Here is a 25671-nt window from a genome sequence, read left to right as displayed (position 1 = left end):
ATGAGGTGCCGTCCGTACTCATACACCAGTCGACCGACATCGGCTCTCATCTAGTAGTAGGGCTGGCTGAGCCAAGCGCCGCTTCGATCCGTTCGTTCATCCGGCTGCGGTCCCCGTCGAGGCATTTCGCGTACACCTTGAGCAGGACGTCGACCGAGTGCCCGGCACGCTGCGCGACCTCGGGCGCCGGCAGCCCGGCGTTGAGCCACAGCGACACCCCGGCGTGCCGCAGGTCGTACGGGCGAGCGGCCAGGGGAGAGACCACCCGATCCGGCGGCAGGCTCAGCCGCCGTGCTTCCTCCCAGACCCGCGAGTACGTCGACGACGCCACCACGTTGCCCCGGTCACTGCGGAACAGCCGGCCATCAGCAGCCACCCCGAACCGGTCGATGTGCGCCCGCAGAATCGCCACCAGTTCCGGCGGGATCGGCACCTCCCGCGCTTCCGTCTCGCCCCGATGCTTGAGCCCGCGGTCGTCGTGCACCTCGCCGCTGTCGGTATACCGCTTTCCCGCCGCCGGCCGTGATTTCTCGACCGTCAACAGGCCCCATCCCTCCCCCGGAAGGTGACAGTCCCGCTCCCGCAGACCCAGCGCCTCACTCGGCCGCAGGGCCGCGAAGTACAAGCAGGCGTAGAAGGCGACCAGGCGCTCACCACGCCGGCCGTTCTTCCCGCGCTCACCGACGTACGTCACCCCGGCCAGCAGCTCCCGCGCCTGGCGGATGTTCACCACGACGCGCCGGTCCACCTCGCCGGCCACCTTCCGCCGGCTCGACCGCACCCGCAGCTTGTCGACCGGGTTGAACTCCAACAGCTCCAGCTCGACCGCGTACTGAAGGACGTTGTAGAAGACCGAGCGCCGCCGCCTGGTCGTCGACGCCGCCGCCGGACGCCCGTCCAACGTCAGCCCGAGCGCGTCCAGTGCCGGGCGCACGGTCGCAGCTTCCGCCAACGCCGACAGCGGCAGCGAAGAGCGGTCTAGCCACCGCAGCGCCGCGGCTACGTCCGCCGGCCGGTCGAGTTGTCGAGACGCGGGCGGGAACTCCCACTCCCGCAACGCCCGCCGCAGCATGCCCGGGTCAGGACCCCCGGCCACTTGCCGGACCAATGCGGCTGTCGCCGTCGCCAGTGCGTCCGTCGTGCTCTCCCGAGATTTGGCCGCCGCACCCGGCCATTTCATGTCGATGTAACGGCGGACAAAATCGAGCCAGCTCACCGATTTCTTCGGCGCCATCATCGACTCGGGTAGTCCGGAGTCACCGTCGAACGCCTCACCACGGTTCGCCGCCTGCATCAGGTCAGACCGGAAGTTGTCCGCCAGCGCCCGAGTGCCAAACGTCCGCGATTTCGGCCCCGCCCCGACCACCCATCGAACGGTGTACGACTTCTTGCGGCCGGTCAGCGCATTGATCTGAATGCCTCTGATCCGCACCTCACGGGACTTCACGCCGCCTCCCGGTGCTGTTCCAGCCAGGCCCGCAGGTCCCGCCGCTCGATGCGCAGCTCACCGTTGGGCAGCTTGATGCACTCCGGGGCGATGCCCAGCTCACGCCACCGGTAGAAGGTCCGCCGAGACACACCGTTGAGCACGGTAAGGACTTCCGGAACGGTCAACAGCTCACTTTCCATGAGTGGCTCTGTCCTCCAAGCGATCAAGCAGCAGGGGAAAGGGGATCCGCGATTGCTGGCGCGGTGACGGCTGTTCGTAGGCGTGCGGTGTCGAGGTCTGTGCGCCAGCGGATGCGGGCGGATATCGCGCGCAGTAGGCGGTGTTCCAGGGGCGGTACGTCGGGGTCTTCGGGGCGGGCGAGTTCGAACCGGTACCGCTTGGATCCGTCCGTGTCGTCGGGGGCCTGGTCGTGCTGGTCGGTGTCGGCCATGCCGCCGGCGAGGATGGCGCGTACCCATGCGCGGTTGTCGGCGCGGTGGTCGGCGAGGGTTTTGCCGGACCACTGTCGGGAGACGAGGATGCGGCGGCCGGTGAAGCCGAGGGTGGAGCGTTGGTGGACCTTCGCGGTGCATCGGCCGGGGGTCAAGCCGGCCTTGACGCCGTCGGGCTGGACGCCGTAGAGCAGCCAGTTGGCGCACGTCGGCGAGCACGGCAGGACTGACAGTTCGGCGTGGAGGCGGTCGAAGTGCGCCTTCTGTGGGTCGGAGCGGGGCTTGGCCTGGTCGGTGAGGTCCTTGGTGACGTACTTGGTGACGTAGCGGATGGACCGTTCGGCGTCCTTGGTGCCTTGGTCGATGCCGCGGGCGTCGATGCGGCCGAGGCGGGCGACGTAGGCGGGTCGGCTGTCGGGTTCCTCCAGGGCGTCGAGGGCTTCGCCCCAGGTGGGCAGCGGCTCGCGGGTCTTGGGGTCGATGTATGCCTGTCGGTCGACGTCCCAGGCCGGCGGCTTGTCCACCCGATAGATGGGTTCGTTGAAGGGTGGCCACCAGACTTGGTGGTAGGTGGCGGCGGCGATCTGCTTGAGCAGCCGACGCGGGAGGGTGCCGCGGATGGCGAAGTGTGCGTGTGGGGCGAGGCGGCGTTGCAGTTCGACGGCGCCGGCGTATTGGACGTTCCAGCCGGCGGCGCGGCGGACGTTTTGCCACCACCGGTCGAGGACGCGTGCGAAGTGGATCGCGTCCAGGGCTGCGCGCCGGTAGTCGTAGCTGGCGGGGTCGACGGGGGTGCCGAGTACGTCGTCGTGCGGGCCGTGTCGGGTGCCGCATTCGCACGGTGCGATGTAGGCGCCGCGTCGGAGGTGGGAGTGCACCGGCCCGTGCGAGTCGAGGGTTAGCGTGACGAGCATCGACGGCCGGTGGGTCTTTCCCGTTCGGCCCGAGTAGGCCCGGCCGACGGTGCGGGGGTCGACGGGGAGTCGGGGCAGGTCGGGCGAGTCTTGGCGCCGTCGGGTGGATCGCTTGCGGCGGGGGCGTTCGTCGCGGTCTTTCGGGGTGAGGTGCCCGCGCAGGCTGGTTTCGCCGAGGGCTTCGTCCAGGTCGGCGATCGCGGCGTCGATTTCGGCCACCTGCGCGGCCCGCTCGTCGGGGGTCATCGGCTGGTACTGGACGGCTTCGCGTTCGAACTCCAGGTGCGCGCGTACCCGGACGAGGGCGAGCGCGTCCTCACCGGGCTTGTCGGGTCGGACGGCGGGTTCGTCGGCGAGGTGCCAGCCCTCCCGGATTTGCTGGATGCGCAGCCGCCGGCCCTTCTCCGCGCACGGCTTGCACTTGACGGCCAGGGTCGCCCCGCAGGGCACCTCCACCACTTCGGTCAGGCCGGTGGCGGTGTCGGTGCGGCGCAAAGCGAGGGGGCGGACGCAGACGCCGTGCGACTCGGCGAGTTGCTTGAGCGCGTCCTTGGCGAGGGGCTTGCGCATCCGGTCGGCCCGCGACCCGGGCCGCGGGTGCGCCTCTGTCGGAGTTTCGGGGATGAGGGGTAGTTGGTTCACTGGTCACGCTCCGCGCCGTACGGGGTGCCGTTGCGCGCGGGGAACGCCGCTGCGGTCACGGGCACCAGGCCGGGCCGCTGCACCGCCACTGCCGCCGGGCGGGCCGGCTCGTGAGTGACCGCTTGGTCCTCGTCGACGGCGTCGACCACGACGGGCCGGTGATCTGCGATCGGGTCGTAGCCGGGCGGCACCTCGCCCCGGTCGCCGGCCGGCTCGGCTGGCGCCGCCGGGGTGGCGGAGAAGACGAGCTTGGACAGGCCGAGGAACGCCAGCGCGGGCACGGCTGACAGCAGCCATCCCGACGGGCTCGGCTTCGCCACGGCGAGTTGGGCTGCGAGGGACAGGGCGACGGCGCAGACGAGCAGGAACAGGGGGTATCCGACCGGGCCGCCGGTGCGGCGGCGTCGCCGGATGGTCAGCAGCGCCGCGAACGGCAGTAGTTCGGAGATGGCGGCGTTGGCCCAGCCGAACCAGTCCCCGGTACCCGTGGGTGAGTTGGCCATGGTCCAGTCATGGACGTGGGTGAACGAGGCGGCGCCGGCCAGGCCGCCGACGGTGAGGACGATGAGCACCAGGGCGAGCCCCTCGGCGCGTTCGGTGTCGGTCTTCACGGGGTCACCTCCTGCTCGGTGTCGTCGCACAGCCGGCGGTAGTCGCGGCCGAGCTGCCGGATGTCGTCATCGGTGAGGTAGGCGAAGCGGACCCGGACGGGTTCGCGGACGCCGTCGAGGACCACGAACCCCACCCCCGGGATGGATTCGGGGATGCGGTCGCAGAGCGCTCCTCGGTCGCGGGCGGCGTCGCCGAGGACCATGTCCACCTGTTCCGGCTCAGTCAGGCGCAACCCGATGCGGGTGGGGAACAGGTCCCGGAACGGCAGCACGTCCTTACGCGGGTCCTGCAACGCCGCGACCACATGCACCCCGACCGCCCGACCCTGCGACAGCAGCAGCCCGAGGGACTCCTTGATCCGGTCGCGGACCTTCCGATCGGTGATGTACGCGGTGAGCGCGGCCAGCTCGTCGACGACCAGGACGAGCAACGGATCCTCCGGCGTCGGCACGTGCTGGCGCGTCACCCCACGCAGCCGGGCCGCCCGCAGGCGCATCCGCTTCACGGCCTCTTCCAGGACGCCGGCCATGCTGTCGGGGTCGTCGTAGGCGAAGCGGGTGAACAGCGGCACCCCGGCCGCCAGTTCCATCCCGCCCTTGGGGTCGAACGCCCACACCTCGACCAGCCCGGAGCGGATGCCGCCGGCCAGGGAGCGCAGCAGCGACCACAGCACCGATCCCTTGCCCGACCCGGTCGCCCCGGCGATCAGGACATGCGAGCCGGCCAGCCGCAGCCGATACGGTTGCCCGTCCTCGTCGACGCCGAGGATGAGTCCGCCCAGATCCGGCACGTCGGCCACGGGTAGCGGTGCCACGACGGCGGCGAGGGGGTCACGGCGTACGAGGCGCACCACCACCCGGTCCGGGCGGTCTGTGGAGCGGGCTTGCCCGCTGCGGCGGCGGAAGGCGTAGGCGAGACGTTCCGCGGCCTGACCCCAGTCGTCCGGGATCTGCCCCGGCAGCAGCCGGACGGTCAGCTCATCGCCGAACCGGTCACACCGAACCGTGAGCAGGTGGGGCACGTAGCGGTCACCGGCGAACGCGGTCGCCAGCCCGCACGTGGCCATCACCGACGCCCACCGCCGCCGGTAGACCAACAGCGCCCGGACTCGGCTGACGAGCGGGTACCAGCCGAACCGCAGCCACGACGACGGATGCCACCGCCACCACCCCGCGCAGCCGGCGGCAAGAGTGAGGACGACGCCGGCCAGGACCAAGCCGCCGAACTCCACCCGGATCCACACCGCCAGCGCAGCCGGGGCGGTGAGCCACCAGTACCGGACCGCCAGCACGCAGGCGCGGAACAGGCCCCGAGCCAGCCACCACAGCACCAGCAGCCAACCCGGAACCCGCCACGCAGGAAGACGCACGTTCATCGGCGCCATGGGGATCTTGTCCCCTGGAATCACGTTGATCAGAGGCACAGGTCACCACCCCGAGCCGAACGCCCCAGCGTCGAGATACAGGAGTGACACGACATGCGGCGCAGATCGAACCGGCGCGGCTTCACCCACCGGCAGCAACGAGGGCAGCGGATCGCACACACCCGAGCGGAAGCAGGCGGCAGGTGCAGCACCGATCGGACGGCGGCCTGCACCTCCCGGTACGCGTGCCGCACACCGACCAGACGAGTACGCGACATCAGGACCACCACCCCGACGAACGGCGGAACGAGGGGCCAAGGGCAGCAGGAACTACGGTGGGCATTACGCCCTCCTTCACCAGATGAGGGATGGGAGAGCGCGGGACGGGTCGGGACTCTTGGCGGGGAAACGACCCGCCCCGCGCGCACAACCAGCAGCCGTCAGGCCGCCACCGAGCCCGGCACCGTCGACGCCGGGCGGATCGAGGTGGCCCGCAGCGAATACGCCATGCGGGAACGGCAGTCACCCGAGGAGCGACCCGGCTTGCACCGCTGCGAGTCCACATACGGCGTGAGGGTCAAGCCCTCGAACTCCACCGCCGGCGGATAGCCCGGCACGGTCGACGGCGGCGGAACCGGCTGCTGCGCAGCCACCACCTTGACCTTCACCTCGGTCGACCGACCGAACTTCCCGGCCTCGGGGTCGAGGTCCATCACCCGCACCACCCAGACCCGCTCACCGGTGTCCTTGTCCCGCGCCTGGTTGTCTGCCTCCGCACGGCGCTCGAAGTCGATCTGAGGCGAGACGCCTAGGCAGAGCGCCCCAGCGGGGAAGACGTACTCGGACGGGACCGGCACCTTCAACGTCATCGGAACCACTCGGACAGCCTCCTAGCCTCACCAGTCGTCTTGCTGACAACCGGTTGAGCTAACAAGTTACGTCAGCTTGTAAACACAAGCAAGGAAAACATGAGTCGAGTGCACAATGTGGAGACTGGCTGGGCCGTGAACCCAATGGAGGGCGCGATGCAGGAGCGGGTGACGGTCGAGCGTCTGACGCTGGTGGACACCGTTGACGGGTGGTTCTGCCTGGACCGGCCGGTGTTCATCGCACCCGGGCAGTCGTACTGGGTCGACTGGGAGGCCGACGAGCTGTGCATAGACCGGGGAGACGGCCGGATCACGCGGGTCCCTCGTGGGCCATCCGGCCCCGATTTCGCCGCGCTGAACGGTAGATCAGGACAGGGCGTACGTGTCCTCGAACTCGTGGCGGCTGCCCGGCATCACCAGCACAGACGTCATGATCGGGTCGCCGGATGCCTGGTGAACGGTGATGACGACGCTCATCACTGATTCGTCAGCCGGAACGTCCAGCGCGTCCGCCTCGACCGGGCTGACCCGGCGGGCGGTCATCCGTTCAGTGGCGTAGTCGGCGCGTAGGCCCTTGTGGCGGGCGATGAGGTCGAGCAGACCGCCCGGGATCGGAGCCGGCTTGATGATGTCGGTGCCGGCGGCGATATCCACCGGCACGAACGTGGCGATCAGGTCGACCGGGCCGACCTCCGAGACCGTCCGGCGCCGCCGCTCGTAGACCGGCGTGCCTTCGGGGATCTTCAGCTCGGCCGCGATCCGCGTCGAGGCGAGCACGGGGCCGACGTGAAGGATCTCCGTCTCCCCGGTCTCGTCCAGTTCGACCGCGTCCCGCGCGTACTCGGGAGAGGTGCGACCGGAGGCGGGCCGACCGCGAACGAAGCTGCCCTTGCCCTGCTGCGACTCGATCCAGCCGTCCTGCTTGAGGATGCCGAGCGCTTTGAGCACCGTAGGCCGGGATACGCCAAACTCCGTGCAGAGCTGGCTCTCCGACGGTAGGGCCGCGCCCGGCGCGTAGTCGCCGTCTTCGATGCGCTTCCGCAGCGTGTTCAACACGCGCAGGTATTTCGGCGTCGGAATCTCGTACGCCATCGCGGGCCACCCCACCTAGGAACGCTGCATGAGTTACAGCAGCTTATGAGTTGTTTGCTTGACAGGACAAGTTCGGCGACCGCCAAACTCAACGGCGAGTTGGACCGCGTGGGGAGAACAGCCGGACGGGTACGAGGATCTGGGTGTATTCGCCCCGCTGGTTGCGCGGCACCACCTTGGTTCCCTCAACCCAGATCCACTGATCGCGGTCTGGGCGGTTGAGCACCAGGCGGATGCCGGTCACCCGGAGCATCACCGGGCCGTCAGATGGACGGTAGCGGTCGGCCGCTTCCACCCGGAGCACTATGCCGAGCCGTACCCGTAGGTCAAACACCGCGCCTCCTTGCCGTCCGTGACCGAGTCGGTGACGGAACGCTCGCTGATGGGCTGATCTGAAGTCCGGCGATCTGCGCCAAGACCTCCCGCTTCGCCGACGCTTGCCCGTCGGCCGGGTTGATGGCGTAGCCCACCAGCCACACCCAGCCGTCATACGCCGCCCAGTCGCCGATCGCGGTCACCCGCAGCCACAGCGCCCGGTCGCCGCCGAACTGCACCGATGCGCGACGGTCGAGGAAGACCAGCTCACCGGGCTTGGGTGCGCCCCCCGGAATCGGCTGACGTCTGCGGGGCGCCGGGGTGGGCGGGCTCTCTCGGGACCGGCGTTCGGGTCGCGGTCCCGTGCCAGCACCCACCCCGGGCCAGCCTCAGCGGATCGCCGTGCGACCGGAGCCCGCGCAGTCCATGCAGGACCGCCGGGCCAGGGAACGGTTCCGCTCCGACCCCTGCCCCAGGACCCGCACAGCGGACCGCGCAAGGGTGTACTTCCAGCCGGCACCCGAGCAGGATTGGCAGTTGGTCGATACGTTCAGCCCCGTCATGGAGACAGGTTGTGGCACAAACCGCCCAGTGACCCGGAAAATCCTTCCGGGGTCGCAGCCGGTCGAGGGGAGAAGGTGAAACGGTGCACGGGACAACCAACACCCTGACCATCGGCGAGCGTGTTGCCTGGTACCGCCGCCGACGCGGCCTGTCGCAGGAAGTCCTTGCCGGGCTCATCGGCCGCACCGCTGACTGGCTGGGGAAGGTCGAGAACAACCGCATCGAGCTGGACCGGCTCTCCGTCATCAAGTCCCTCGCCGAGGTCCTGGACGTGTCGCTCGGTGACCTACTTGGTGAACCCGTGCTGCTCGACTGGACCGCCGACACCGGCACAGAAACGGTCCCCGCGCTCCGGGCGGCGCTGATGAACTACCGCGCCATCGCCCCGTTCGGCGGCACTCCCCACAGCGAACCACCGACCGTTGCCGTGCTCCGGAAGGACGTCGGCGCGCTCTGGGACGCCTACCAGGACTCCCGATTCGGATACGTCACCGGCCAACTACCCGACCTGCTCCACCGCGCCCAGGCCGCCGCCGACCACCACGACGGCGACGACCAGGACCAAGCCCGCCGGCTCCTCGGCCTGGCTTACCAGCTGACCGCGACCCAGCTCACCAAGCTCGGAGAGGCCGACCTCGCCTGGATCGCCGCCGACCGCGGCTTGGCAGCCGTCCGGCCCACCGGTGATCCGCTCATCACCGGCTCCCTGTTCCGGTCCGTCGGTCACGCCCTACACGCCACCGGCCGTTACACCGAAGCCGTACGTCTCACCGAAGACGCCGCCGGCTACCTGGAGCCCCACCTGGCGCACGCCTCGCCGGCCCTGCTCTCCGTCTACGGCACCCTGTTCCTGTCCGGATCCATGGCCGCCGCCCGCTCCAACGACGCCGGCACCACCCGCACCTTCCTCACCGCAGCAGAGCACGCCGCCGACCAGCTCGGAAACGATGCCAACCACCTCTGGACGGCGTTCGGACCGACCAACGTCGCCATTCACCGCGTGCCACGGCGGCCGAGCTGGGCGATGTTCAGGTGGCCGTCGACCTCGGCCCCCGCGTCGACACCACCGGTCTGCCGATGGAACGTCGGGTACGGCACGCCCTCGAAGTCGCCCGCGCCTACAGCTCGTGGAATCGCGTCGACGACGCCCAAGCTGTGCTGCTCGAAGCAGAGCAGCTGGCACCCGAGCAAGTCCGGCACCACTTCCTCAGCAGGCAACTCGCCTTGACCTGGGTCCGCCGGCAGCGCGGCAAGCCGCCAGCCGAGCTGGTCGGCCTGGCTCGCCGGCTGAAGGTGCTCGACTGAACCGAGGCATTTAGGCTGCCCTGGTGACGGCCAACGAGATGCCACCCGTGGCGACCCCACGCGTCGCCGCCGGCGCCCTGTTCTTCGACGACGAAGGCAGGGTGATGCTCGTGCGGCCCAGCTACAAGAAGCATTGGGACATCCCGGGTGGCTACGTCGAACCTGGCGAATCACCGCGGGCCGCCTGCGTCCGGGAGGTCCGCGAGGAACTCGGCCTCACGCCCGCACTCGGACCGATGCTGGTCGTCGACTGGGCACCGGCCGAGCACGAGGGCGACAAACTGCTCTTCATCTTCGACGGGGGGTCACTCGGAGCCGAGCAGGAGCGCGCGATCCGCTTCGCGGACGGTGAACTCACCCAATGGCAGTACGTAGACGCAGAGTCCGTAGAACACTACGGTCCCTCCCGGCTTGGCCGTCGGATCCGCACGGCAATCGCCGCCCGCAGCAGTAGCGTCTCCGCGTACGCCGAGCACGGCAGCGCTGTCTGACACGCGGGCCTACTCAAGACCGCGCACAACGGACCGCATGCTCTGCCCTGGATGCCCGGGCACTTCATCAGCGCTTTCGCCGCAGTACCTAGCGCGGGTAGTTGACCACGGCTGCGACGTCCTCCGAGCACCTCGACGAGACACCTTTCGAGAGGTTCTCATATCGTCGCGCAGGTGATCTTGGGGGAGGTTCCGCAGTGGTGGCGGTCGCGTGGAGTCCGACAAGCCGGGAGTCCGCGGCGGTGGCCCTGGGTGCTGTTGGCGTTGGTGGTGATCACTTGCGCTGGCCTTGTGGCGGTGCCTGGCTCATGGGCTGTGCGTAAGCAGTTGGAGGCAGAGCGGGGCGAGGCGACGCCGGAGGCCGCGGCCCGGGTGTGGCTGTTGAAGCTCAGCGCTGGTGAGGAGTTGGGGCTGTCGCGGGTGCTGGCCGGCGCGCGTCATGACGAGCTGCGGCAGCAGTGGCGGGACTACCGGGCCGAGATGACCGGTACCGGCCGGGAGCCTTCGAAGCTGGAGAGCGTGGGACCGAGCGCGATCGAGCACCAGGCCGACGACCGGGCCACGGTGACCGAGCAGGTACGCGCGGTCTGGTGGGACGACGGGCAAATCCTCGCCGGTACCACGCATCTGTGGAGGTGGGAGCTGCGAAAGGACCGCGGCGGGTGGCGGGTCTGGTCCGTCGACCTGCCGGCGTGGTGCGGGGTGCACATCCGCGCGAACCTGTGTCCGTGATGAACGGAAGGCCGTTGACCGAGTGCCGAGTGGCGGCACGTCATCCGACAACTGATGCACGACACATCTTCGCCACGTGATGCGCGACAGCGCGATGAGCTTAGGGGCGCATCAGCGATCGTCGGGACGTACGGATCTGCTGATGAGCGGGCTCCATTCTTGGATGATCAACTGGGTGTTGGTCTGATCACCTTCAGTATCGTGCGGGTGTGCTTCGGGCTGGGTTGAGGTGGGTCGGACGCTGCTGGTGGGTGATGCTGGTTCCCGCTGCGGTCGCTGCTGCGGCGGCGTGGGCATTGGTCACGGATGACAAGCCGGTCTGGACGGTGGTCGCGGGCGTAGCGGCGGCGGTGGTGGGGGCGTTTGCGCCGTCGGTCCTGGAGTGGGTTCGGATCGCGCGGCAGCGGCGTGAGCGGCGGGATCGGGCGGTCGCGGGGGCGTTGGTGGCGGAGCTGCCGGAATCGGTGGTGTGGCTTTTGCGCCCGCAGGCGGCGGTGGTCGGATTCGTCGGTCGTGGGTGGCTACTGGCAGCGTTGGACAGGTGGTGCGCGGATCCGGACGCGAGCGTGGTGCGGCTGCTGGTGGGTGCGGGCGGGGTAGGCAAGACCCGATTGGGGCGACACTTTGCCGGCCGGTTAACGGGCTGGGAGTGCTGGCCTGTGGCTCCCGGCGGGGAGGCGACGGTCGCCGGGCAGCTTGAGACGGGCGACCGGCCGGGCCGGTTGCTGCTGACGGTGGATTACGCCGAGACCCGTGACCCGCAGGCGTTGGCGCACCTGTTGTGTATCGCGCAGCGGGCCGGTGGTGTTCGAGTGTTGTTGCTGGCCCGATCGGCCGGGTTGTGGTGGTCGTCGCTGTCGGCGTCGTACCCGCCACAGGCGCATCTGGTGGACGCGTTGACCCTGCCGGCGAACGTCATAGAGGTGCCGGCTCGTATTGAGGACTACACCCCGCAGCAGATCTTGGCCGAGGCGATCGCGGCGTTCGCCGCCCGGCTGCGTCGCCGGCCTGCGGGTGATGTTCCGCTGGGTGGGTTGGTTCCTGATGTTCCGGTGTTGCGGTTGCATGCGCAGGCGCTGCTGGCGGTGTTGGGCGGGCCGCGTGGTGATGACCGGTACGACGTGCTGGCCGAGGTGCTGGGCCATGAGGCCCGGTACTGGCGGCACCGGGCCCGCCGCGACGGTCTACCAGGTGCGGGTGAGCCACATGCCGACGCCGTGTTGCGGCGGCTGGTCGCCGTGGCGGCGCTGCTGGGTGCGGACAACCGTGAGCAGGCCATGGAACTGGTCCGCCGGGTGCCGGGCCTAGGCGGGGCGCAGCCAGAGGTGGTCAACGGGTACGCGGACTGGTTGTACGGTCTGTACCCGGCAGCGGGGACGGGCGATGGGCTGGGGACGTTGCAGCCGGACCTGCTCGCCGAGAACCTCGCGGTCGCGGTCCTGTCCGAAAGCCCCCCGGCCGAGCGCAGCAGGATCCTGCAAGGGCTGGCTCCCGGTCAGGCGGTGCAGGCGTTGACGGTTCTGAGCCGCGCGCGTAGCCACCAGCCCGACGCTGCGGAGATGATCGACGTGGCACTGGCCGCGGATCTGCCGGTGATGACCGAGGCCGTGCTCCAGGTCGGCCTCCAGTTCCCCGGGATGCTCGCTTCGCGGGCCGTGACCCTGCTCGTCACGGCTGAACTTGATCCCGGCTGGGTCCAGCGGACAGCGCGGCGGGTGCCGTACCCCTCGATCGAGTTCGGCCAGATCGCGGTCGCATTGACCACCCACGCCCTGACCGCCCCATCAGCGGAGACCGAGTCAAACGACCGAGCGTCCCTACTGGCCTTGCACGCTCTTCGGTTGGCGGAGGTGGGGCGGCGGGCGGAGGCGTTGGAGGCCAGCCAGGAGGCCGTCGACCTCTACCGGGAGTTGGTCGACGGCAACCGGGACGCCTACCTGCCCGACCTCGCCACTTCTGTGAACAACCACGCTGTTCGGTTGGCGGAGGTGGGGCGGCGGGCGGAGGCGTTGGAGGCCGGCCAGGAGGCCGTCGACCTCTACCGGGAGTTGGTCGACGGCAACCGGGACGCCTACCTGCCCGACCTCGCCATGTCGGTGGGCAACCACGCTGTTGGGTTGGCGGAGGTGGGGCGGCGGGCGGAGGCGTTGGAGGTCAGCCAGGAGGCCGTCGACGTGCGCCGGGAGTTGGTCGACGGCAACCGGGACGCCTACCTGCCCGACCTCGCCATGTCGGTGAACAACCACGCTGTTCGGTTGGCGGAGGTGGGGCGGCGGGCGGAGGCGTTGGAGGTCAGCCAGGAGGCCGTCGACCTCTACCGGGAGTTGGTCGACGGCAACCGGGACGCCTACCTGCCCGACCTCGCCACGTCGGTGAACAACCACGCTAATCGGTTGGCGGAGGTGGGGCGGCAGGCGGAGGCGTTGGAGGCCGGCCAGGAGGCCGTCGACCTCTACCGGGAGTTGGTCGACGGCAACCGGGACGCCTACCTGCCCGACCTCGCCATGTCGGTGAACAACCACGCTGTTCGGTTGGCGGAGGTGGGGCGGCGGGCGGAGGCGTTGGAGGTCAGCCAGGAGGCCGTCGACCTGCGCCGGGAGTTGGTCGACGGCAACCGCGACGCCTACCTGCCCAACCTCGCGGCGTCGGTGAACAACCACGCTGTTCGGTTGGCGGAGGTTGGGCGGCGGGCGGAGGCGTTGGAGGCCAGCCAGGAGGCCGTCGACGTGCGCCGGGAGTTGGTCGACGGCAACCGCGACGCCTACCTACCCGCCCTCGCCACATCACTGTGGAACGTCGGATACGTAGCGCGCATCCTCGAAGAGACGTCGGAACAGATCCTCGACGCAGTTGCAGAAGGGGTGCGCTACTTCCACGAACTCGCAGCCACCGAACCGCAGGCGTTCACCGCACGCCGAGACGCGGCGGCATCGACCTTGACCGACCTACGAAACAGCGCCGTCAACCAGCACCCCAAACTGACACCACCCGGGTCACCCCACGCTGACGAGGCAGCGTCCGACACCGCTTAACTGGGTCAACCAACACGGTCCCAACCGGGTGAGCGGAATGGGTGGGTGGACTGACTGCCGAAACACTCTCTTTAGGATCAAGCGCGCTCCGCGCGGCGCGGGCCGGGGCGCGGCAAGCGGCTCCTGCGGAGCCGCCGCCCCGGCCGCCTACGGCGCCGGGGCGGAAAATCAGCCGGCCGAACCCCACGCCCCGCTCCGCGCGTCGCACCTGGGTCAGTGAGGTGACCCGGTGACGAGTCCCGAAGGACGATCAGGGCCAGGGGGACACGCTGCCACCCAATGCCGACGATCCGAAGCAGCACGAGATCCGGCAGCCAACCGCAGCGGACGAAGTTGCCGAACGGTTCCGCATGGTCGCCCAGGCCCAGGGTGGGGAAAGGGTTGAGGTGGTGTAGGGGTGGTGGGGTGAGCAAGGGGGCGTGGTTAGAGCTGTGCCTCCGGCGGAGGCCAGACGACTCCGAGATGGAGTTGCCGAACGGTTCCGGTAGGAGAGTGGTTGAGGTGGGATGCCATCCCGCCAGCCACCGACCCAGGCAAGCCGAGCAGACCAGGGCCAGGGCGACAAGGTCGTACGTCCGGTAGGGCGCTCCACCTTGTCACCCTGGCCCTGGCCCGCTCCACGGTGTGTGGGTCGGCGGCAGACGGGATGGCGAGAGCATAAAGAGGTCATTCTCAGAAAGCGGAACAAACTGTGACCGTGTGGGCCGCAGTCGATAGGCCCGGCCCCACCTATTGAGAGCGATGCGGGTTGAGAGTGGCTAGCCCTAGCCTTCTGGGCGGGCTGCGGCCATAATTGACCGATGACTCAGAGCCGGGTGGCCAGCTTCTCTGCTTCGATGGTAGTGGACACGTACCAGGCGGCCATTGAAACCGCGATAGATAAATTTTTGGGAAAAATCTCAGCTTCACGAGAACTGGCTGCCGCTGGCGCTCTCGATGACGCCGAACCCGATGCTCCGCCGGACTTCTTCCAAGAAGAGATGAAGCACCTCACAAACGATCAGCGGCGTGAAGTCCGGCGGGCGATGGGGGGCTTCAGCGCCGTCATGACTCACGCTTTGGAGGCACATAAAAACAATGAGCCTCTTGATAAATCGAAGGCTTCGTTCGAATTCGCTGCCGGCGATCAACACACGGCTGAGTTGCTTAGCCGTTACCTTTTGTACATGTCGCTGAAGCTCAAGGCACCAAACCGTGCCCAACTTCTGCGTCGTTCTCTCCTGATTGTAGCCATCAGTGACTTCGAAGTGTTCGTCGGTGCTCTGGCTTCCGCCGTACTAGAGGATCAACCGGGCCGGATTGAAGGAGCAGATTCGTCGTTCACGCTCCGGCAGATCAAGGAGTTCGGGTCAATCGAAGCTGTCAGCGAATACGTGATCGAACGAAAGGTAGAAGACCTGCTGCGAGGAGACATTGACGACTGGAAGTCATGGTTCGGTAAGCTCTCCGTGAAGCTGGAGGACACAACCGACGACTGGCCTGGATTCGTCGAGATGTTTGCCCGGCGTAACGTGCTTGTTCACAACGACGGAAAGGCGAATCGGCACTACGCCCGCAAGTTGTCCGCAGTGCTTCCCCAAGTTGCCGCTATTAAGGTTGGAACCGAACTTCCGGTTTCCGGTGAATATCTAGACGACGCATGGAACCGGTTGAGTGCTGCTGCTTGTTTGGTGGGCATTGGTCTATTGCTGCAGACGCGCCCTAAGGTAGATAGCCGGCAGCATGTGCAGTGGCTTATTTATCGTACGGAGATCCTGGCGGATTCGGGATCGCATAAGGCGGTTCTCGTGATCGCATCTACGGTTCTCCGGACAAGTCGCGGTCGGCTCGATCGGGAGAATGAGATTTCGTTAAGGCGTCTGCGTTGGACCGCGCTGCGTGAACTCGGCCACCTAGAGGAGATGACCAGGGAGGTTGAAGGATGGGACTTCAGTGGCCTTGACCTCTTGCATCTGCACGTTCGCGATGTGCTCCTAGGCGATGTGGAAAAGGCGTGCTCTTCCATCGCATCGCTTCTTGAGTTGGGCAGATTGACCCGCTTTGCGCTTCGCACTAAGGCGCTCTATCGACCACTGCATGGAGATCCCCGCTTTAGCGACTTGCTGCGCGTGCGAGCGGCGCTACCCGGTACTGCTGAGAGATCCACGGATATCGAGGCAGGAGCTATGACCCTAGCGGAGCCTGCAGATGAGCAGTTAGACACCCCGCGCACTTGACGCAGCTTGCGGTAACGCCCGATGAGTTCCCAGCGTCCGCCGTTCTTCGTCCGGTTGCTGGATTGTGCCGCTAAAGGTCAGCCGCAGGCGCCCGGCGATGCCGCCTACCCGCGTTCGGGACGAACAGGTCTGGGCTGTACAGCCATCAGTACAGCCAAGCCGGCCGACGGACGTGGTCCGGGGCCTACGACCGACGACACGACGGGCAGGCCAGCGGCAGCTACCGACACCCATCGACACAAGTCTTGATCTTTGCAAGGCAAGGGCTAGGCGTGAGGAGTAAGTGAGCCGGGGGCAGACCCGTTGTACGTCGAAGCCGCTAGTCGGTTGTCCTGTCGATGTTGTGCGCTACTGCGGTGGCCTCGTCCGCCAGGCGCCGGCGCTCGTCGGGATCGAGGCTTTTCTCCCATTCCTTGAAGCGGTGGAATTGGTCGAGGAGCATTGGCCCGTAGGCGTCGGTGGCGGCGATCTGACGTAGGTCGGTGTGGCCGGCGAGGACGTCGCGGGCCATCTCCTGGAGGTCGGCGCCGGCCGCTCCGTCGCGTAGCCGTTCGAGGCTGGCGTAAAGGATCTTGGCTAGGCCGCTGCTGCCTTCGGCCAGGTCGAGGAACTGCCGCTCGGGCTCGGCCTCTGGATCGGTCATGGTGCCACGGGGCTCACGTAGGGCTGCTCGGGTAGCTGGATCTTCGTGAGGTCGCCGCCCTGGTCGGCGAGGGCCTTGAGGAAGCTGAAGAACCCGAGGATGAGCGTGCCGCCGGCCTGGATTTTGGTGGCCGCGTCGTTGACCTTCTTGACGAGTTCCATGGCTTGCCAGGCGGCGACGCCGTAGCCGACGACTGCTCCGGCGCCGGTTTCGAGCAGGGCGGTGCCGGCCGCGGTACTGACGCCGATGATGATGGCCTTGTCGATGATCATCTTGATGAGGCCGCCGACCATGTCCGCGAGCAGCCAGATGGCGCGGGCGGCCTCGTGGTACTTCTCCTCGACCTGGGCCAGGACGATGTTCTGCTGGGAGGTGGCTGCGGCGAGTTTGCGGAAGTAGACGAACGCGGCGTCAGCGGCGTGGCCGTCCCACTGCGCGTCGAGCTGTGTCGTGGCTTCGATGAGGTTGCCGCCGAGGGCTTGCAGGCCCTGCCCGAGGTTGCCGTAGGCGTCGCCGGCTTTGTAGAAGCTCTCCCAGTCGCCGACGAACGCTGCGGTGATGGTGCCGATGACGTCGTAGCCGGCGACCTCTTTGATGATCTCGTTGATCCAGTGCGAGACGGAGATGGCGTCGAGGATGCCGATCGGGTTGGCGAAGCCCTTGGACAGGGAGGGGTCCGGGTCGCCGGGTTCCACCAGCAGATCGGTTGGCTCGATCACGGGAAGTACCTCGTGGGTGGCTTCTCGCCGGCCATGGTGTCCTCTCCGCGGTCGACGGAGGGGTAGGCGGCGTCGAGGCGCCCGGCCGATCGGGCGTCGGTGTGCCGGTAGTGGTTCGCGGTGCGGTGCAGGGCGTCGCGTGACTGCTCCAACAACTCGACCAGGTGCCCGAGGCGTTTGTTCATCTCGTCGACGAGCCGCTGATGCGCCGGCCATGCCTCGTTGAGCAGCCCTTGCCCGTACCAGGGCATGTCGGTGTGCTTGGCGATGTACGCCTTCGCCGCCCGCGCGTCGGTGCTGGCATCGCTGATCCGACTGGCCGCGCGTTCAAGGGCGCCGGGCTTGACCGAGAAACTCACGACACCGCATCCCCGATCACCCCGGTCACGACCAGCAGCACGGCAGCCGCGAGCAGACCAAGGCCCATGACTCGGCCGCGCTTCCTCGCCTCGGCACTGCTGCTCGTCCGGTAGACACCCAAACCGGCGACCGCGGCCACCCCGAGAGGCAGAGCGGCCGACAGGAAACGGAAGAACGACCATCCGTCGAAGGGCACGTCACCGTCACGGGTGGCCGCGCTGTAGACGAGAAAGCCCAGAGCCACGACGCAGAAGAAGAACAACACCATCGACAGCAGCGCCACGCCCCGCCGGAAGTCGCGCCACTGATCCGGCTTCTCCGGCGCGCCCGTCACCGGCTCCCTCTGCCCGGTTCCACTCACGGCTGCACCATCCCACAGCGCAACCACCCTCCGCGACCCCACGCACACGCAAACGATCAAGTGCCAGTGAGTGAGCTGGGCTTGTTCTGCGCAAGGGCAGGGCGAGTCTTTGCGCTTGCGGCCCACCCTGCGGGCGGCCTCCGGCCGTCCTCGGGCAGCCGCAGCGCCCTGTGCAGGATGCCAGCAACGATCTTGACGAGACGAATCGATGGCAGCAGTCGGAGCGCTGGTCAGGGCACCTCTGGCCCTCGGTTGCCAGCGCGGCGATGTCAGCCCGCCGACGGCGCGACATACGAAGTAGCCCTGGCTCGCCATGATCGCTGGTAGTTCGGGACTTCAAGTTGGTCCAAGCATGAGCAGTGCCTCCGGCGATGCGCTCGGGCGCTCTGGGATGGTGGGGCCGTCCCGACAACCTCTGTCCGGGCGAAGCCGAGCAGGTGGGGTCTGCCTGGCCAAGGTCGTTCAGACATGGGGTGCTGCACCTTGACCAGGCAGACCCCACCGACTCCACGGTGTGCGGACGAAGGCCGACGCGATGGTTCAGCAGAGCCGCCGATCGCGGGCATCTTCAGCCCACACGTTGATGTTGACTCATGGTACGCGTAGCATAACCTTCCGCTATCAGAGCTGAGCAACGTCTGGAGCGTAATGAGGGTTTCCGAGTACTTCGAATTGGGACGCACTCAGCCAGCGCTAGATTTCGTTGATGTTGACACCGCCACAGACTCACGAGTCTTCATTGACCCGCGCGCTATCCGGATCCAAGAGTCCGAGTTTGCGGAAGACTGCAAGATGCTCCTAGTCTCCTTTTTTCATGAGCTGCTGATGGCCATCTTCAACAACGACGACTCGCGGGTTTACGAGCTTCTTGGTCGGTTGACCGAGCCGAATGAGACTCACCTAGGATACTCAAAAGGGCGCTCGCGTGGGCGCGGTCTTGGTGGCGTAGGAGCCGAGCGTGTAGCAATGATGATCCGGAGCAGCAAAGCTGCAAAGTCAGGAGTGCTAGCTGACCTCGAAGACACAGCCCTCTTCATTGACGGCATCAAAAACGACATTGTTTCCGATATTGCTACCCATATTCTCCGTGGTGCTCTAATTGGTTATACACAAAAGGCGGCAGAGTATTATCACATCCCGCTTGAGTCGCAGTATAGCGGCGCAATTTGGAATCCTGACAGTTGTGAGTGGGAGTTCGACTACGTCGACTTGCCTCGCGTTGACGACGAGCCGCTGCTCTTGATTCCGAAGTCAATTGTTCGGTTTGAGCTCACGCTTGATCAGAATAAATACTATAACGGCTTCCTGGCTCCACTTCATGAGGCTGCAGAGATCGACGCCAGGAGTAATCTAGTCTCGATCCTAAAGAACGGAACGCCGCGCGTCAATAGAGAGAAGCTGCGCGAGAAGTATCCCGTAAGTAAGTCTGCCATCGTCGAATATACGCAGCAGTTTCCCGAAGCTCTAGACCGCTATAAGACATCTATCTCTTATCGGTCTAGCCCGGTCCTGACCCACGAGCAGCTTGCGCAGCGCCTCGATGTGCCAACTCCGGACTATGACAGTCTGCTCGCTCGAATTAAACGCATACCTCCAGGAAAAGGGGCGGCGCATATCTATCACTCCGCCGCCGAAGAGTTGATGACCGCGCTCTTCTATCCCCATCTCGGCAACATGCGTAAGGAGCGTGAAATTCATGAGGGGCGAAAGCGAATAGACATATGCTATGACAATTTAAGCAACATGGGGACATTCTTCTGGCTCACTCGGCATAAGGCGGCGGAGATCCCGGTTGAATGCAAGAACTACCGAAAAGATCCTAAGAATCCCGAGCTGGACCAGATAGCCAACCGCTTTTCTATTCACAGAGGGCGGGTCGGCATAATTGCATGCCGTAAGCTCTACGACAAAGCGTTGTTCATTCAACGATGCAGGGATACGGCCTTGGACGGCAATGGTTACGTGCTCCCTCTTGATGATGCTGATTTCGAAGTGCTTGTCGAGGAGCGCAAGAAGAAAAAAGACGAGTCCTACCGGAACCAGTCTATTTACGAGTTGATTAGAGAGCGCTTCGATGCTCTTGTCGCCTAACGTCACAAGCTGTGTGAAAGCTGCGTTCTACGAGTCCCCTTGGGCTTTGGGTCGAAGGCCAAAATTCGCCCCTCAGCCACGCCGGCCGCGGGGGGTGGAAGTGACCACTCATCGTGGACCTGGCTGCCGCGACCTATGGTGGCTATAGGATCACGGATAGGCGAGGCGGTGCAGCGCGAAGCGCATCGATCACGCCGAGTGGAGCCTCTAGCAGCGGTACTGGACTACCAGCCAGTGGCGCGGCGTCGACGGAATTTCATTGCCAATCTCCACGGCGCAAGCGCTGAGCGGCGAACCTCCGTGACAGCTCTACTTTTTCATTGTCTTCTTCAAGCTGTAGTACCCGAGGGAGACGCCAAGGGCCTGCACGTGGTGGGCGACGAACTTTTCAATATCGAAGTGAGGGTTCTGGGCGTTAACCAGGCTGGAGACATGCTGGACCGACGCGACCATCAGGTGGACAAGTATGACCAGCAGCCAGACACGCTGTTCGGGCGTCAAACTGCTTAGATAATGGCGGCGCCGTGCTCGTTCCGGAGTCCACAGGCTCGGCTGGGCCTCCGTCGAAGCTGAAGCGGCCTCCAGGAGCCCCTCTAGTAGGCCGGTGAGGGGCGTGACGTCGGCGAGGCTGTTGGCTATCAGGGCGTGCAGGCCGGTGAGGGGCGTGAGGTCGATGTTGGCCGTCGCGGCCTGGAGGCCGGTGTCGATGTTGGCCATCGCGGCCTGTAGGGGCGTGAGGTCGATGTTGGCCGTCGCGGCCTGGAGGCCGGTGTCGATGTTGGCCATCGCGGCCTGTAGGGGCGTGAGGTCGATGTTGGCCGTCGCGGCCTGGAGGCCGGTGTCGATGTTGGCCATCGCGGCCTGTAGGGGCGTGAGGTCGATGTTGGCCGTCGCGGCCTGGAGGCCGGTGTCGATGTTGGCCATCGCGGCCTGTAGGGGCGTGAGGTCGATGTTGGCCGTCGCGGCCTGGAGGCCGGTGTCGATGTTGGCCATCGCGGCCTGTAGGGGCGTGAGGTCGATGTTGGCCGTCGCGGCCTGGAGGCCGGTGAGGGGCGTGACGTCGGCGAGGCTGCTGGTTGCGGGCGGGTCAGCCTGCGGCCCGATGGGTTGACCCAGGCGGGCCGGATCGACAAAAACCTCGTGGGTAACCCTGCGCTGAACTCGCCGAGAACGAACTTGGCCACGGCTACGGCGGAGAGGCTTTGCCACGCCCCACACCGTATCCCGTTGGTGTGACAGCTCCTGGACCTGGCGGCTGCCGTCGCGGGCGGTTGGACGCCGACTGCAGCACCTGTGGGGGCCTGCTCGGCGAGGCCTTGATGTGCAGCAGTTCGGCAGGACTGTTATTCACTGGGTGGCTAGCCAGCGGTGCCGGAGTTGCGGCAGTCGCGGAAGGATTCAGGGCCAGATCGGTTCTCTCGGCGATCGACAGCAGTGGGGACAGCAACGGGGTCTGACGAGGCTGCCCCCTTGTGCAAGAGGGCGGAAGGCCGCCCGACGTCGCGAACGCCGGCGAACGACACCGGATGACGTACGCAGAGCTCGTAAGCGAGGCGGGGTGTGGAAAGGGGGTCAGATGCGCGAAGCGAGGGCCCAGTCGCTCCCACATTCGACAGCCCTAGCTGGATGTGGAGCACAATCTATCGGCTGTGGTAAGAGGGCACGCTTGATCCGGCGCCGCACAGTCTTACGTGGACTTGCGCGCGTAATACGTGCTGTGAAAGTATGACCGTCCTAAGGCGCCGGTTGCTGAGCCGAACTGAGGAGTGCGAGCAAGATGACCATGACGAGCGAAGCCGAGAGCCAGACTGGTGTAACGACCCAGCCGGCTTACGAGTCGTTCAGCTACAGCCCGATCGAGCACCCAGACCTACCCGCCGCCCGTACGGCGGCGCGTGACGAGGCCGATAGCTCGTTCGGGCAGGTCTTCCCCGTGATTGTGTTCAAGCAGGGTAAGCGCACGATGCTGTCGACGAGCTTCCCGATGAGGCTGCTGGCGCGCTACATCACTCTTGACCCGGCGGTGAAGGGCGAGAGCCCGCGTGAAAAGTACAACCGGCCGCTGATGAGCGATCACGCCCGCTCGATCCGGGAGTACCTGATCGAGAATCCGGATGACTACCTGCTGCCGTCGGTCACCCTCAACGTCACCAGCCGTCCGTCGCTGCACGTGCAGGCCGGCGGCGACGGCATTGCCCGGCTCGGCTACCTGGTGGTCACCGAGGCGACCGAATTCCACGTGACCGACGGGCAGCACCGGATCGCTGGGTTGATCGGCTACGCGACCGGCCGCGCCAACGGCAGGGCGCCGGGCGCGTTGGACGAGGTTGATTCGCTTCGCGGCGACGCCATCAGTGTGCTCATCGTGCTGGAACCCAACCGCTCTCGGACCCAACAAGACTTTGCCGATGCCGCCCAGACCAAGCAGATCCCGGCCAGCCTCTTGGCGGTCTACAACACCCGTGAGCCGATCAACCAGGTGCTCGCCCGCATCACCGAGGGAAGTGACCTGCTGCGGGGCCGTGTTGACGAGATGAGCAAGACCCTGCCCAAGATGAGCCAGCACATCTTCCTGCTTAACCAGGTGCGTGGCATGGTCAAGGGCCTTCTCGTCGGCGACTACGCGATGAGCGAAGACTCGCTGAGTCGCAACGCCGCCGCGCGCCTGGGGAACCGTCAGCAGCGGGACGTGTTCGTGGAGGAGACCCTGACGCTGCTCAACGTCCTCACCGCGAACATGGAACCTTGGGCAGCCGTAGCGAAGATGCCCAAGAGCGGCGGGCAGAACGCCGACATCCCCCGGATGCGCAGCGAGTGGATCAACATGACTGCCACCGGTCTCAACGTCATCGGTCACGTGGCGTTTCAGATCAACAAGATTCCGGATCTCGCCGCCCGCATCGCGCTGTACAAGCGCCTGGCAACCGACATCCCGTGGAGCCGCTCGGACGAATTCTGGACGGGGAACATCATCACCCGGGACGGCGCCCGCGACCGTGTCCGAGGAGGCGACAGCGTCGACAAGATCAACACGACTCGGGGTCCCGTGAACCTTGCGGTGAACAAAGTCTTGGTGGTACTTGGCCTGAAGGTGTCGGAGCAGGGCACGAACGGTCAGCGCTCTGTGGGGGAGACGGGCGAGGGCGAGACTGCCTAGGTCGCCGAAGGCGACGGCCGGCACGGCTGACAACCCCACGACCGCGGCGGCCCCGTCCATCTGGACGGGGCCGCTTGCGGCCCTGGCCAGCATCTTGCAGAGGGTGTGCAACGATCTTGCTCGACAGCGCCGGGTGTCAGCTCATATGCGCAGCTCACGGAGGAAGTAGCCAGGCTGACTAAGCCGCCTTCCTAAACCGTGTGTCGCAGGTTCGAATCCTGCCGGGGGCACCTCGTGCAGTCGCCGCTCGGCCGCGCCGGCGCGTCAGGCCGGAGCGACCAGGTCGCCGTCGTCATCGCGTACGGTGATCGCCTCGACCGGGCACGACTCCGCGGCGTCGATCACCGTTTCGGTCGGTTCGACGGTCGCCGCGATCGGGGTGGCCGACCCGGACTCCAGCCGGAAGTGGGCCGGCGCCATGCCGACGCAGCCGCCCGATCCGATGCAGCGCCCCGCGTCGACCGCGATCCGCCAACCGGCGCTCACCAGGCCACCGGCATCCGGGCCAGACCTCGGACGATCATGCCGCTCTTCCAGGTGAGTTCCGGCTCGGGCACGGCGATCCGCAGCTCGGGCAGCCGTTCGACGAGCGTGCCGATCCCGACCTGTAGTTCCATCCGGGCGAGCTGGGCGCCAACGCAGTGATGCACGCCGTGCCCGAAACCGATGTGCGGATTGGTCTCGCGCCCGAGGTCGAGCCGGTCGGGGTCGGCGAAGACGGTCTCGTCCCGGTTCGCCGACGAGAGCGAACCGATGACCGGTTCCCCGGCCCGCACCAGCACGCCGCCGACCTCGACGTCCTCGGTGGCGTACCTCGCGAAGGAGGACGCCACCCCGAGCGGGACGTAGCGCATCAGCTCCTCGATCGCGGTGGGCACCCGGGCCGGCTCGGCTCGCAGCCAGGCCGCCTGTTCCGGATGGGTGAGCAGGACGTACGCGAAGTTCGGCAGTTGGGTGACGGTGGTCTCGTGGCCGGCGGCGAGCAGCCCGGCGGCGAGCTGCACGATCTCCTGTTCGGTGAACCGGTCCTGGTTCTCGTCGCGCGCCCGCACCATCGCGCAGATCAGGTCGTCGGTGGGTTCCCGGCGGCGCTGCTGGACCAGCTCGGCGATGTACGCGTAGAGGTTGTCGAGGTACTCCTGGATCTGCTCCGGCGGCAGCGAGGTGGTCGAGACGATCGCCTCCGACCAGACGTGGAACAGGTGCCGGTCGGTGAAGGGCACCCCGAGCAGCTCGCAGATCACCTGGATCGGCAGCGGGGTGGCGAAGTGTTCGACCAGGTCGGCCGGGGGGCCGGCCGCCACCATGGCGTCGACGAGCCCGTCGGCGATCTGCCGGGTTCGGGGCCGGAGCTGCTCGACGCGCCGGGCGGTGAACGCCTTCGCGACCAGCCGTCGCAGCCGGGTGTGCTCCGGCGGATCCATGGAGAGGATGCCGCCCTCGATCTGTCGCGGCGTGAGCCGCGGTTCGTCCCGGCCGACGCTGGCGGCCCGGCTGAACCTCGGGTCACCGAGGACGGTCCGCACGTCGGCGTGCCGGGTGGCGAGCCACGCCTCCTCGCCGAATGGCAGTCGGACCCGGCTGAGCGGCTCGACGCGCCGCAGCTCGGCGTAGAGGGGGTCGAGGTTGAGCCGGTCGGGAGGGCTGAACGGGTATGGCCGTGCGGTGACCCTGGCGACGTCCGGCATTGGCCGACCCCCAAAAGCAGACCGGATCACCATGGATCGCCCAGAGTGATCTACCCATCGTGACGCATCGATTGCTGATCGTAGCGGAGGGCATGGATCGGTGCCAGTGCGCCGGCCGTGGTCACCATCGGGGTCCGGTTCAGGCGGTCTTCGAGACGATCTCGACGAGGTGCCCGACGACCGCCTCGACGGGCGCGGAGGCGTCGATCTCGGCGGTGGCGGTCGCCCGCAGCAGCGGCTCGACCTCGGCCAGGTTCCGCAGGATCTCGGCCCGCTCCTCGGCGCGCTTGCCGTACGGGTTGTCGGTGCGGGCGGCGATGCGCGACAGCAGCACCTCGGCCGGGGCGCTGAGCAGCACCACCTGGTCGAAGCAGGGATAGAACCGGCCCTGGTTGCTCTTGCAGCCGGCCACGAAGAGGTGCCCGCCGCGGTGCCCTTCCAGCAGCGCGGCGACCGCGTCCTCCCGCCACACCCAGTCGGTCGTGCCGTCGGGGAGCGTCACCCACCGGCTCCAGCGCTCGGTGTCGGTGTCGACGGCGCGGTGGCCGCGCGCCGCCAGGGCCCGCAGCGCTGTCGACTTGCCGGTGCCGGACATCCCGGTGACGAGCACCTTCGCCATCCGGG

The 25671-nt window shown here is 67.0% G+C and carries 24 protein-coding genes; 7 read left to right on the top strand and 17 right to left on the bottom strand.

Annotation, left to right across the window (positions count from 1 at the left end; translation table 11 throughout):
- Positions 1-46 precede the first annotated feature (46 nt).
- The 9 genes from O7598_RS26625 to O7598_RS26585 all read right to left on the bottom strand — a co-directional run bounded on the left by O7598_RS26625 (position 47) and on the right by O7598_RS26585 (position 7927).
- The gene (locus O7598_RS26625; RefSeq protein WP_269693973.1) at positions 47-1447 is read right to left on the bottom strand and encodes a tyrosine-type recombinase/integrase; all 1401 of its coding nucleotides are present in this window, start codon (positions 1445-1447) and stop codon (positions 47-49) included.
- Positions 1444-1614 carry a helix-turn-helix transcriptional regulator gene (locus O7598_RS26620; RefSeq protein WP_377522382.1) on the bottom strand — a complete coding sequence of 57 codons (171 nt, stop codon included), beginning with the start codon at positions 1612-1614 and terminating at the stop codon, positions 1444-1446. The genes O7598_RS26625 and O7598_RS26620 overlap by 4 nt, the downstream gene beginning before the upstream one ends.
- A gap of 38 nt (positions 1615-1652) precedes the next feature.
- A complete protein-coding gene (locus tag O7598_RS26615; RefSeq protein ID WP_269693972.1) occupies positions 1653-3365 on the bottom strand; it encodes a replication initiator in 1713 nt (570 codons plus the stop codon).
- A 68-nt stretch (positions 3366-3433) separates the two neighbouring features.
- The gene (locus tag O7598_RS26610; protein WP_269693971.1) at positions 3434-4048 is read right to left on the bottom strand and encodes a DUF2637 domain-containing protein; all 615 of its coding nucleotides are present in this window, start codon (positions 4046-4048) and stop codon (positions 3434-3436) included.
- A complete protein-coding gene (locus tag O7598_RS26605; protein WP_269693970.1) occupies positions 4045-5424 on the bottom strand; it encodes an FtsK/SpoIIIE domain-containing protein in 1380 nt (459 codons plus the stop codon). The genes O7598_RS26610 and O7598_RS26605 overlap by 4 nt, the downstream gene beginning before the upstream one ends.
- Positions 5425-5852: 428 nt before the next feature.
- The gene (locus O7598_RS26600) at positions 5853-6281 is read right to left on the bottom strand and encodes a hypothetical protein (protein ID WP_269693969.1); all 429 of its coding nucleotides are present in this window, start codon (positions 6279-6281) and stop codon (positions 5853-5855) included.
- Between the two features lie 366 nt (positions 6282-6647).
- Positions 6648-7373, bottom strand: coding sequence for a GntR family transcriptional regulator (locus O7598_RS26595; RefSeq protein WP_269693968.1), 726 nt, complete (start codon positions 7371-7373; stop codon positions 6648-6650).
- Positions 7374-7461: 88 nt separating this feature from the next.
- The gene (locus O7598_RS26590) at positions 7462-7668 is read right to left on the bottom strand and encodes a hypothetical protein (RefSeq protein WP_269693967.1); all 207 of its coding nucleotides are present in this window, start codon (positions 7666-7668) and stop codon (positions 7462-7464) included.
- 31 nt (positions 7669-7699) lie between these two features.
- Positions 7700-7927 (bottom strand): hypothetical protein, encoded by a 228-nt coding sequence (locus O7598_RS26585; RefSeq protein WP_269693966.1) that lies wholly within the window; start codon positions 7925-7927, stop codon positions 7700-7702.
- A 407-nt stretch (positions 7928-8334) separates the two neighbouring features.
- Between O7598_RS26585 and O7598_RS26580 the strand changes: the two genes are divergently transcribed.
- The 5 genes from O7598_RS26580 (at position 8335) to O7598_RS26560 (ending at position 16028) form a co-directional block, all read left to right on the top strand.
- A complete protein-coding gene (locus O7598_RS26580) occupies positions 8335-9480 on the top strand; it encodes a helix-turn-helix domain-containing protein (protein ID WP_269693965.1) in 1146 nt (381 codons plus the stop codon).
- A gap of 100 nt (positions 9481-9580) precedes the next feature.
- A complete protein-coding gene (locus O7598_RS26575) occupies positions 9581-10048 on the top strand; it encodes an NUDIX domain-containing protein (protein WP_269693964.1) in 468 nt (155 codons plus the stop codon).
- 315 nt (positions 10049-10363) lie between these two features.
- Positions 10364-10780: a hypothetical protein gene (locus tag O7598_RS26570; protein ID WP_269693963.1), complete on the top strand. Its 417-nt coding sequence runs from the start codon at positions 10364-10366 to the stop codon at positions 10778-10780.
- Between the two features lie 254 nt (positions 10781-11034).
- Positions 11035-13812 carry a tetratricopeptide repeat protein gene (locus O7598_RS26565; RefSeq protein ID WP_269694990.1) on the top strand — a complete coding sequence of 926 codons (2778 nt, stop codon included), beginning with the start codon at positions 11035-11037 and terminating at the stop codon, positions 13810-13812.
- An 800-nt stretch (positions 13813-14612) separates the two neighbouring features.
- The gene (locus O7598_RS26560; RefSeq protein WP_269693962.1) at positions 14613-16028 is read left to right on the top strand and encodes a hypothetical protein; all 1416 of its coding nucleotides are present in this window, start codon (positions 14613-14615) and stop codon (positions 16026-16028) included.
- Between the two features lie 319 nt (positions 16029-16347).
- Here O7598_RS26560 and O7598_RS26555 read toward each other — a convergent pair whose 3' ends face one another.
- From O7598_RS26555 to O7598_RS26540, 4 genes are read right to left on the bottom strand one after another with little or no spacing between them, the layout of a single operon-like run.
- A complete protein-coding gene (locus O7598_RS26555) occupies positions 16348-16671 on the bottom strand; it encodes a hypothetical protein (protein ID WP_269693961.1) in 324 nt (107 codons plus the stop codon).
- The gene (locus O7598_RS26550) at positions 16668-17390 is read right to left on the bottom strand and encodes a hypothetical protein (RefSeq protein ID WP_269693960.1); all 723 of its coding nucleotides are present in this window, start codon (positions 17388-17390) and stop codon (positions 16668-16670) included. Before O7598_RS26550 ends, O7598_RS26555 begins: the two co-directional genes overlap by 4 nt.
- Complete coding sequence (locus O7598_RS26545) at positions 17387-17749, bottom strand: WXG100 family type VII secretion target (protein ID WP_269693959.1); 363 nt, start codon at positions 17747-17749, stop codon at positions 17387-17389. Before O7598_RS26545 ends, O7598_RS26550 begins: the two co-directional genes overlap by 4 nt.
- The gene (locus O7598_RS26540) at positions 17746-18111 is read right to left on the bottom strand and encodes a hypothetical protein (RefSeq protein ID WP_269693958.1); all 366 of its coding nucleotides are present in this window, start codon (positions 18109-18111) and stop codon (positions 17746-17748) included. Before O7598_RS26540 ends, O7598_RS26545 begins: the two co-directional genes overlap by 4 nt.
- Positions 18112-18936: 825 nt before the next feature.
- Between O7598_RS26540 and O7598_RS26535 the strand changes: the two genes are divergently transcribed.
- A complete protein-coding gene (locus O7598_RS26535) occupies positions 18937-20202 on the top strand; it encodes a hypothetical protein (protein WP_269693957.1) in 1266 nt (421 codons plus the stop codon).
- Positions 20203-20511: 309 nt separating this feature from the next.
- Here the strand turns inward: O7598_RS26535 and O7598_RS26530 are convergent, their stop codons facing one another.
- Positions 20512-21411, bottom strand: a complete 900-nt coding sequence (locus O7598_RS26530) for a hypothetical protein (protein ID WP_269693956.1) — start codon at positions 21409-21411, stop codon at positions 20512-20514.
- Between the two features lie 568 nt (positions 21412-21979).
- Between O7598_RS26530 and O7598_RS26525 the strand changes: the two genes are divergently transcribed.
- Positions 21980-23359 (top strand): DNA sulfur modification protein DndB, encoded by a 1380-nt coding sequence (locus O7598_RS26525; protein ID WP_269693955.1) that lies wholly within the window; start codon positions 21980-21982, stop codon positions 23357-23359.
- A 264-nt stretch (positions 23360-23623) separates the two neighbouring features.
- Here O7598_RS26525 and O7598_RS26520 read toward each other — a convergent pair whose 3' ends face one another.
- The 3 genes from O7598_RS26520 to O7598_RS26510 all read right to left on the bottom strand — a co-directional run bounded on the left by O7598_RS26520 (position 23624) and on the right by O7598_RS26510 (position 25666).
- Positions 23624-23845, bottom strand: coding sequence for a ferredoxin (locus O7598_RS26520; protein ID WP_269693954.1), 222 nt, complete (start codon positions 23843-23845; stop codon positions 23624-23626).
- Positions 23842-25047 carry a cytochrome P450 gene (locus tag O7598_RS26515; RefSeq protein ID WP_269693953.1) on the bottom strand — a complete coding sequence of 402 codons (1206 nt, stop codon included), beginning with the start codon at positions 25045-25047 and terminating at the stop codon, positions 23842-23844. The genes O7598_RS26520 and O7598_RS26515 overlap by 4 nt, the downstream gene beginning before the upstream one ends.
- 139 nt (positions 25048-25186) lie before the next feature.
- Positions 25187-25666 carry an AAA family ATPase gene (locus O7598_RS26510; protein ID WP_269693952.1) on the bottom strand — a complete coding sequence of 160 codons (480 nt, stop codon included), beginning with the start codon at positions 25664-25666 and terminating at the stop codon, positions 25187-25189.
- Positions 25667-25671 lie beyond the last annotated feature (5 nt).

It is taken from the genome of Micromonospora sp. WMMC241 (assembly GCF_027460165.1).
GTDB classification, from domain to species: domain Bacteria; phylum Actinomycetota; class Actinomycetes; order Mycobacteriales; family Micromonosporaceae; genus Micromonospora; species Micromonospora humi.
The sequence above is the reverse complement of the archived record's forward strand: the minus strand, read 5'-3'. Positions and strand labels throughout refer to the sequence as shown.

Coding starts and splice junctions, on each gene's coding strand:
- O7598_RS26565 (WP_269694990.1), top strand. CDS start 11,035: ATGCTGGTTCCCGCTGCGGTCGCTGCTGCGGCGGCGTGGGCATTGGTC.
- O7598_RS26515 (WP_269693953.1), bottom strand. CDS start 25,047: ATGCCGGACGTCGCCAGGGTCACCGCACGGCCATACCCGTTCAGCCCT.
- O7598_RS26525 (WP_269693955.1), top strand. CDS start 21,980: ATGACCATGACGAGCGAAGCCGAGAGCCAGACTGGTGTAACGACCCAG.
- O7598_RS26560 (WP_269693962.1), top strand. CDS start 14,613: ATGACTCAGAGCCGGGTGGCCAGCTTCTCTGCTTCGATGGTAGTGGAC.
- O7598_RS26595 (WP_269693968.1), bottom strand. CDS start 7,373: ATGGCGTACGAGATTCCGACGCCGAAATACCTGCGCGTGTTGAACACG.
- O7598_RS26510 (WP_269693952.1), bottom strand. CDS start 25,666: ATGGCGAAGGTGCTCGTCACCGGGATGTCCGGCACCGGCAAGTCGACA.
- O7598_RS26615 (WP_269693972.1), bottom strand. CDS start 3,365: ATGCGCAAGCCCCTCGCCAAGGACGCGCTCAAGCAACTCGCCGAGTCG.
- O7598_RS26605 (WP_269693970.1), bottom strand. CDS start 5,424: ATGAACGTGCGTCTTCCTGCGTGGCGGGTTCCGGGTTGGCTGCTGGTG.
- O7598_RS26555 (WP_269693961.1), bottom strand. CDS start 16,671: ATGACCGATCCAGAGGCCGAGCCCGAGCGGCAGTTCCTCGACCTGGCC.
- O7598_RS26535 (WP_269693957.1), top strand. CDS start 18,937: ATGGCCATCTTCAACAACGACGACTCGCGGGTTTACGAGCTTCTTGGT.
- O7598_RS26600 (WP_269693969.1), bottom strand. CDS start 6,281: ATGACGTTGAAGGTGCCGGTCCCGTCCGAGTACGTCTTCCCCGCTGGG.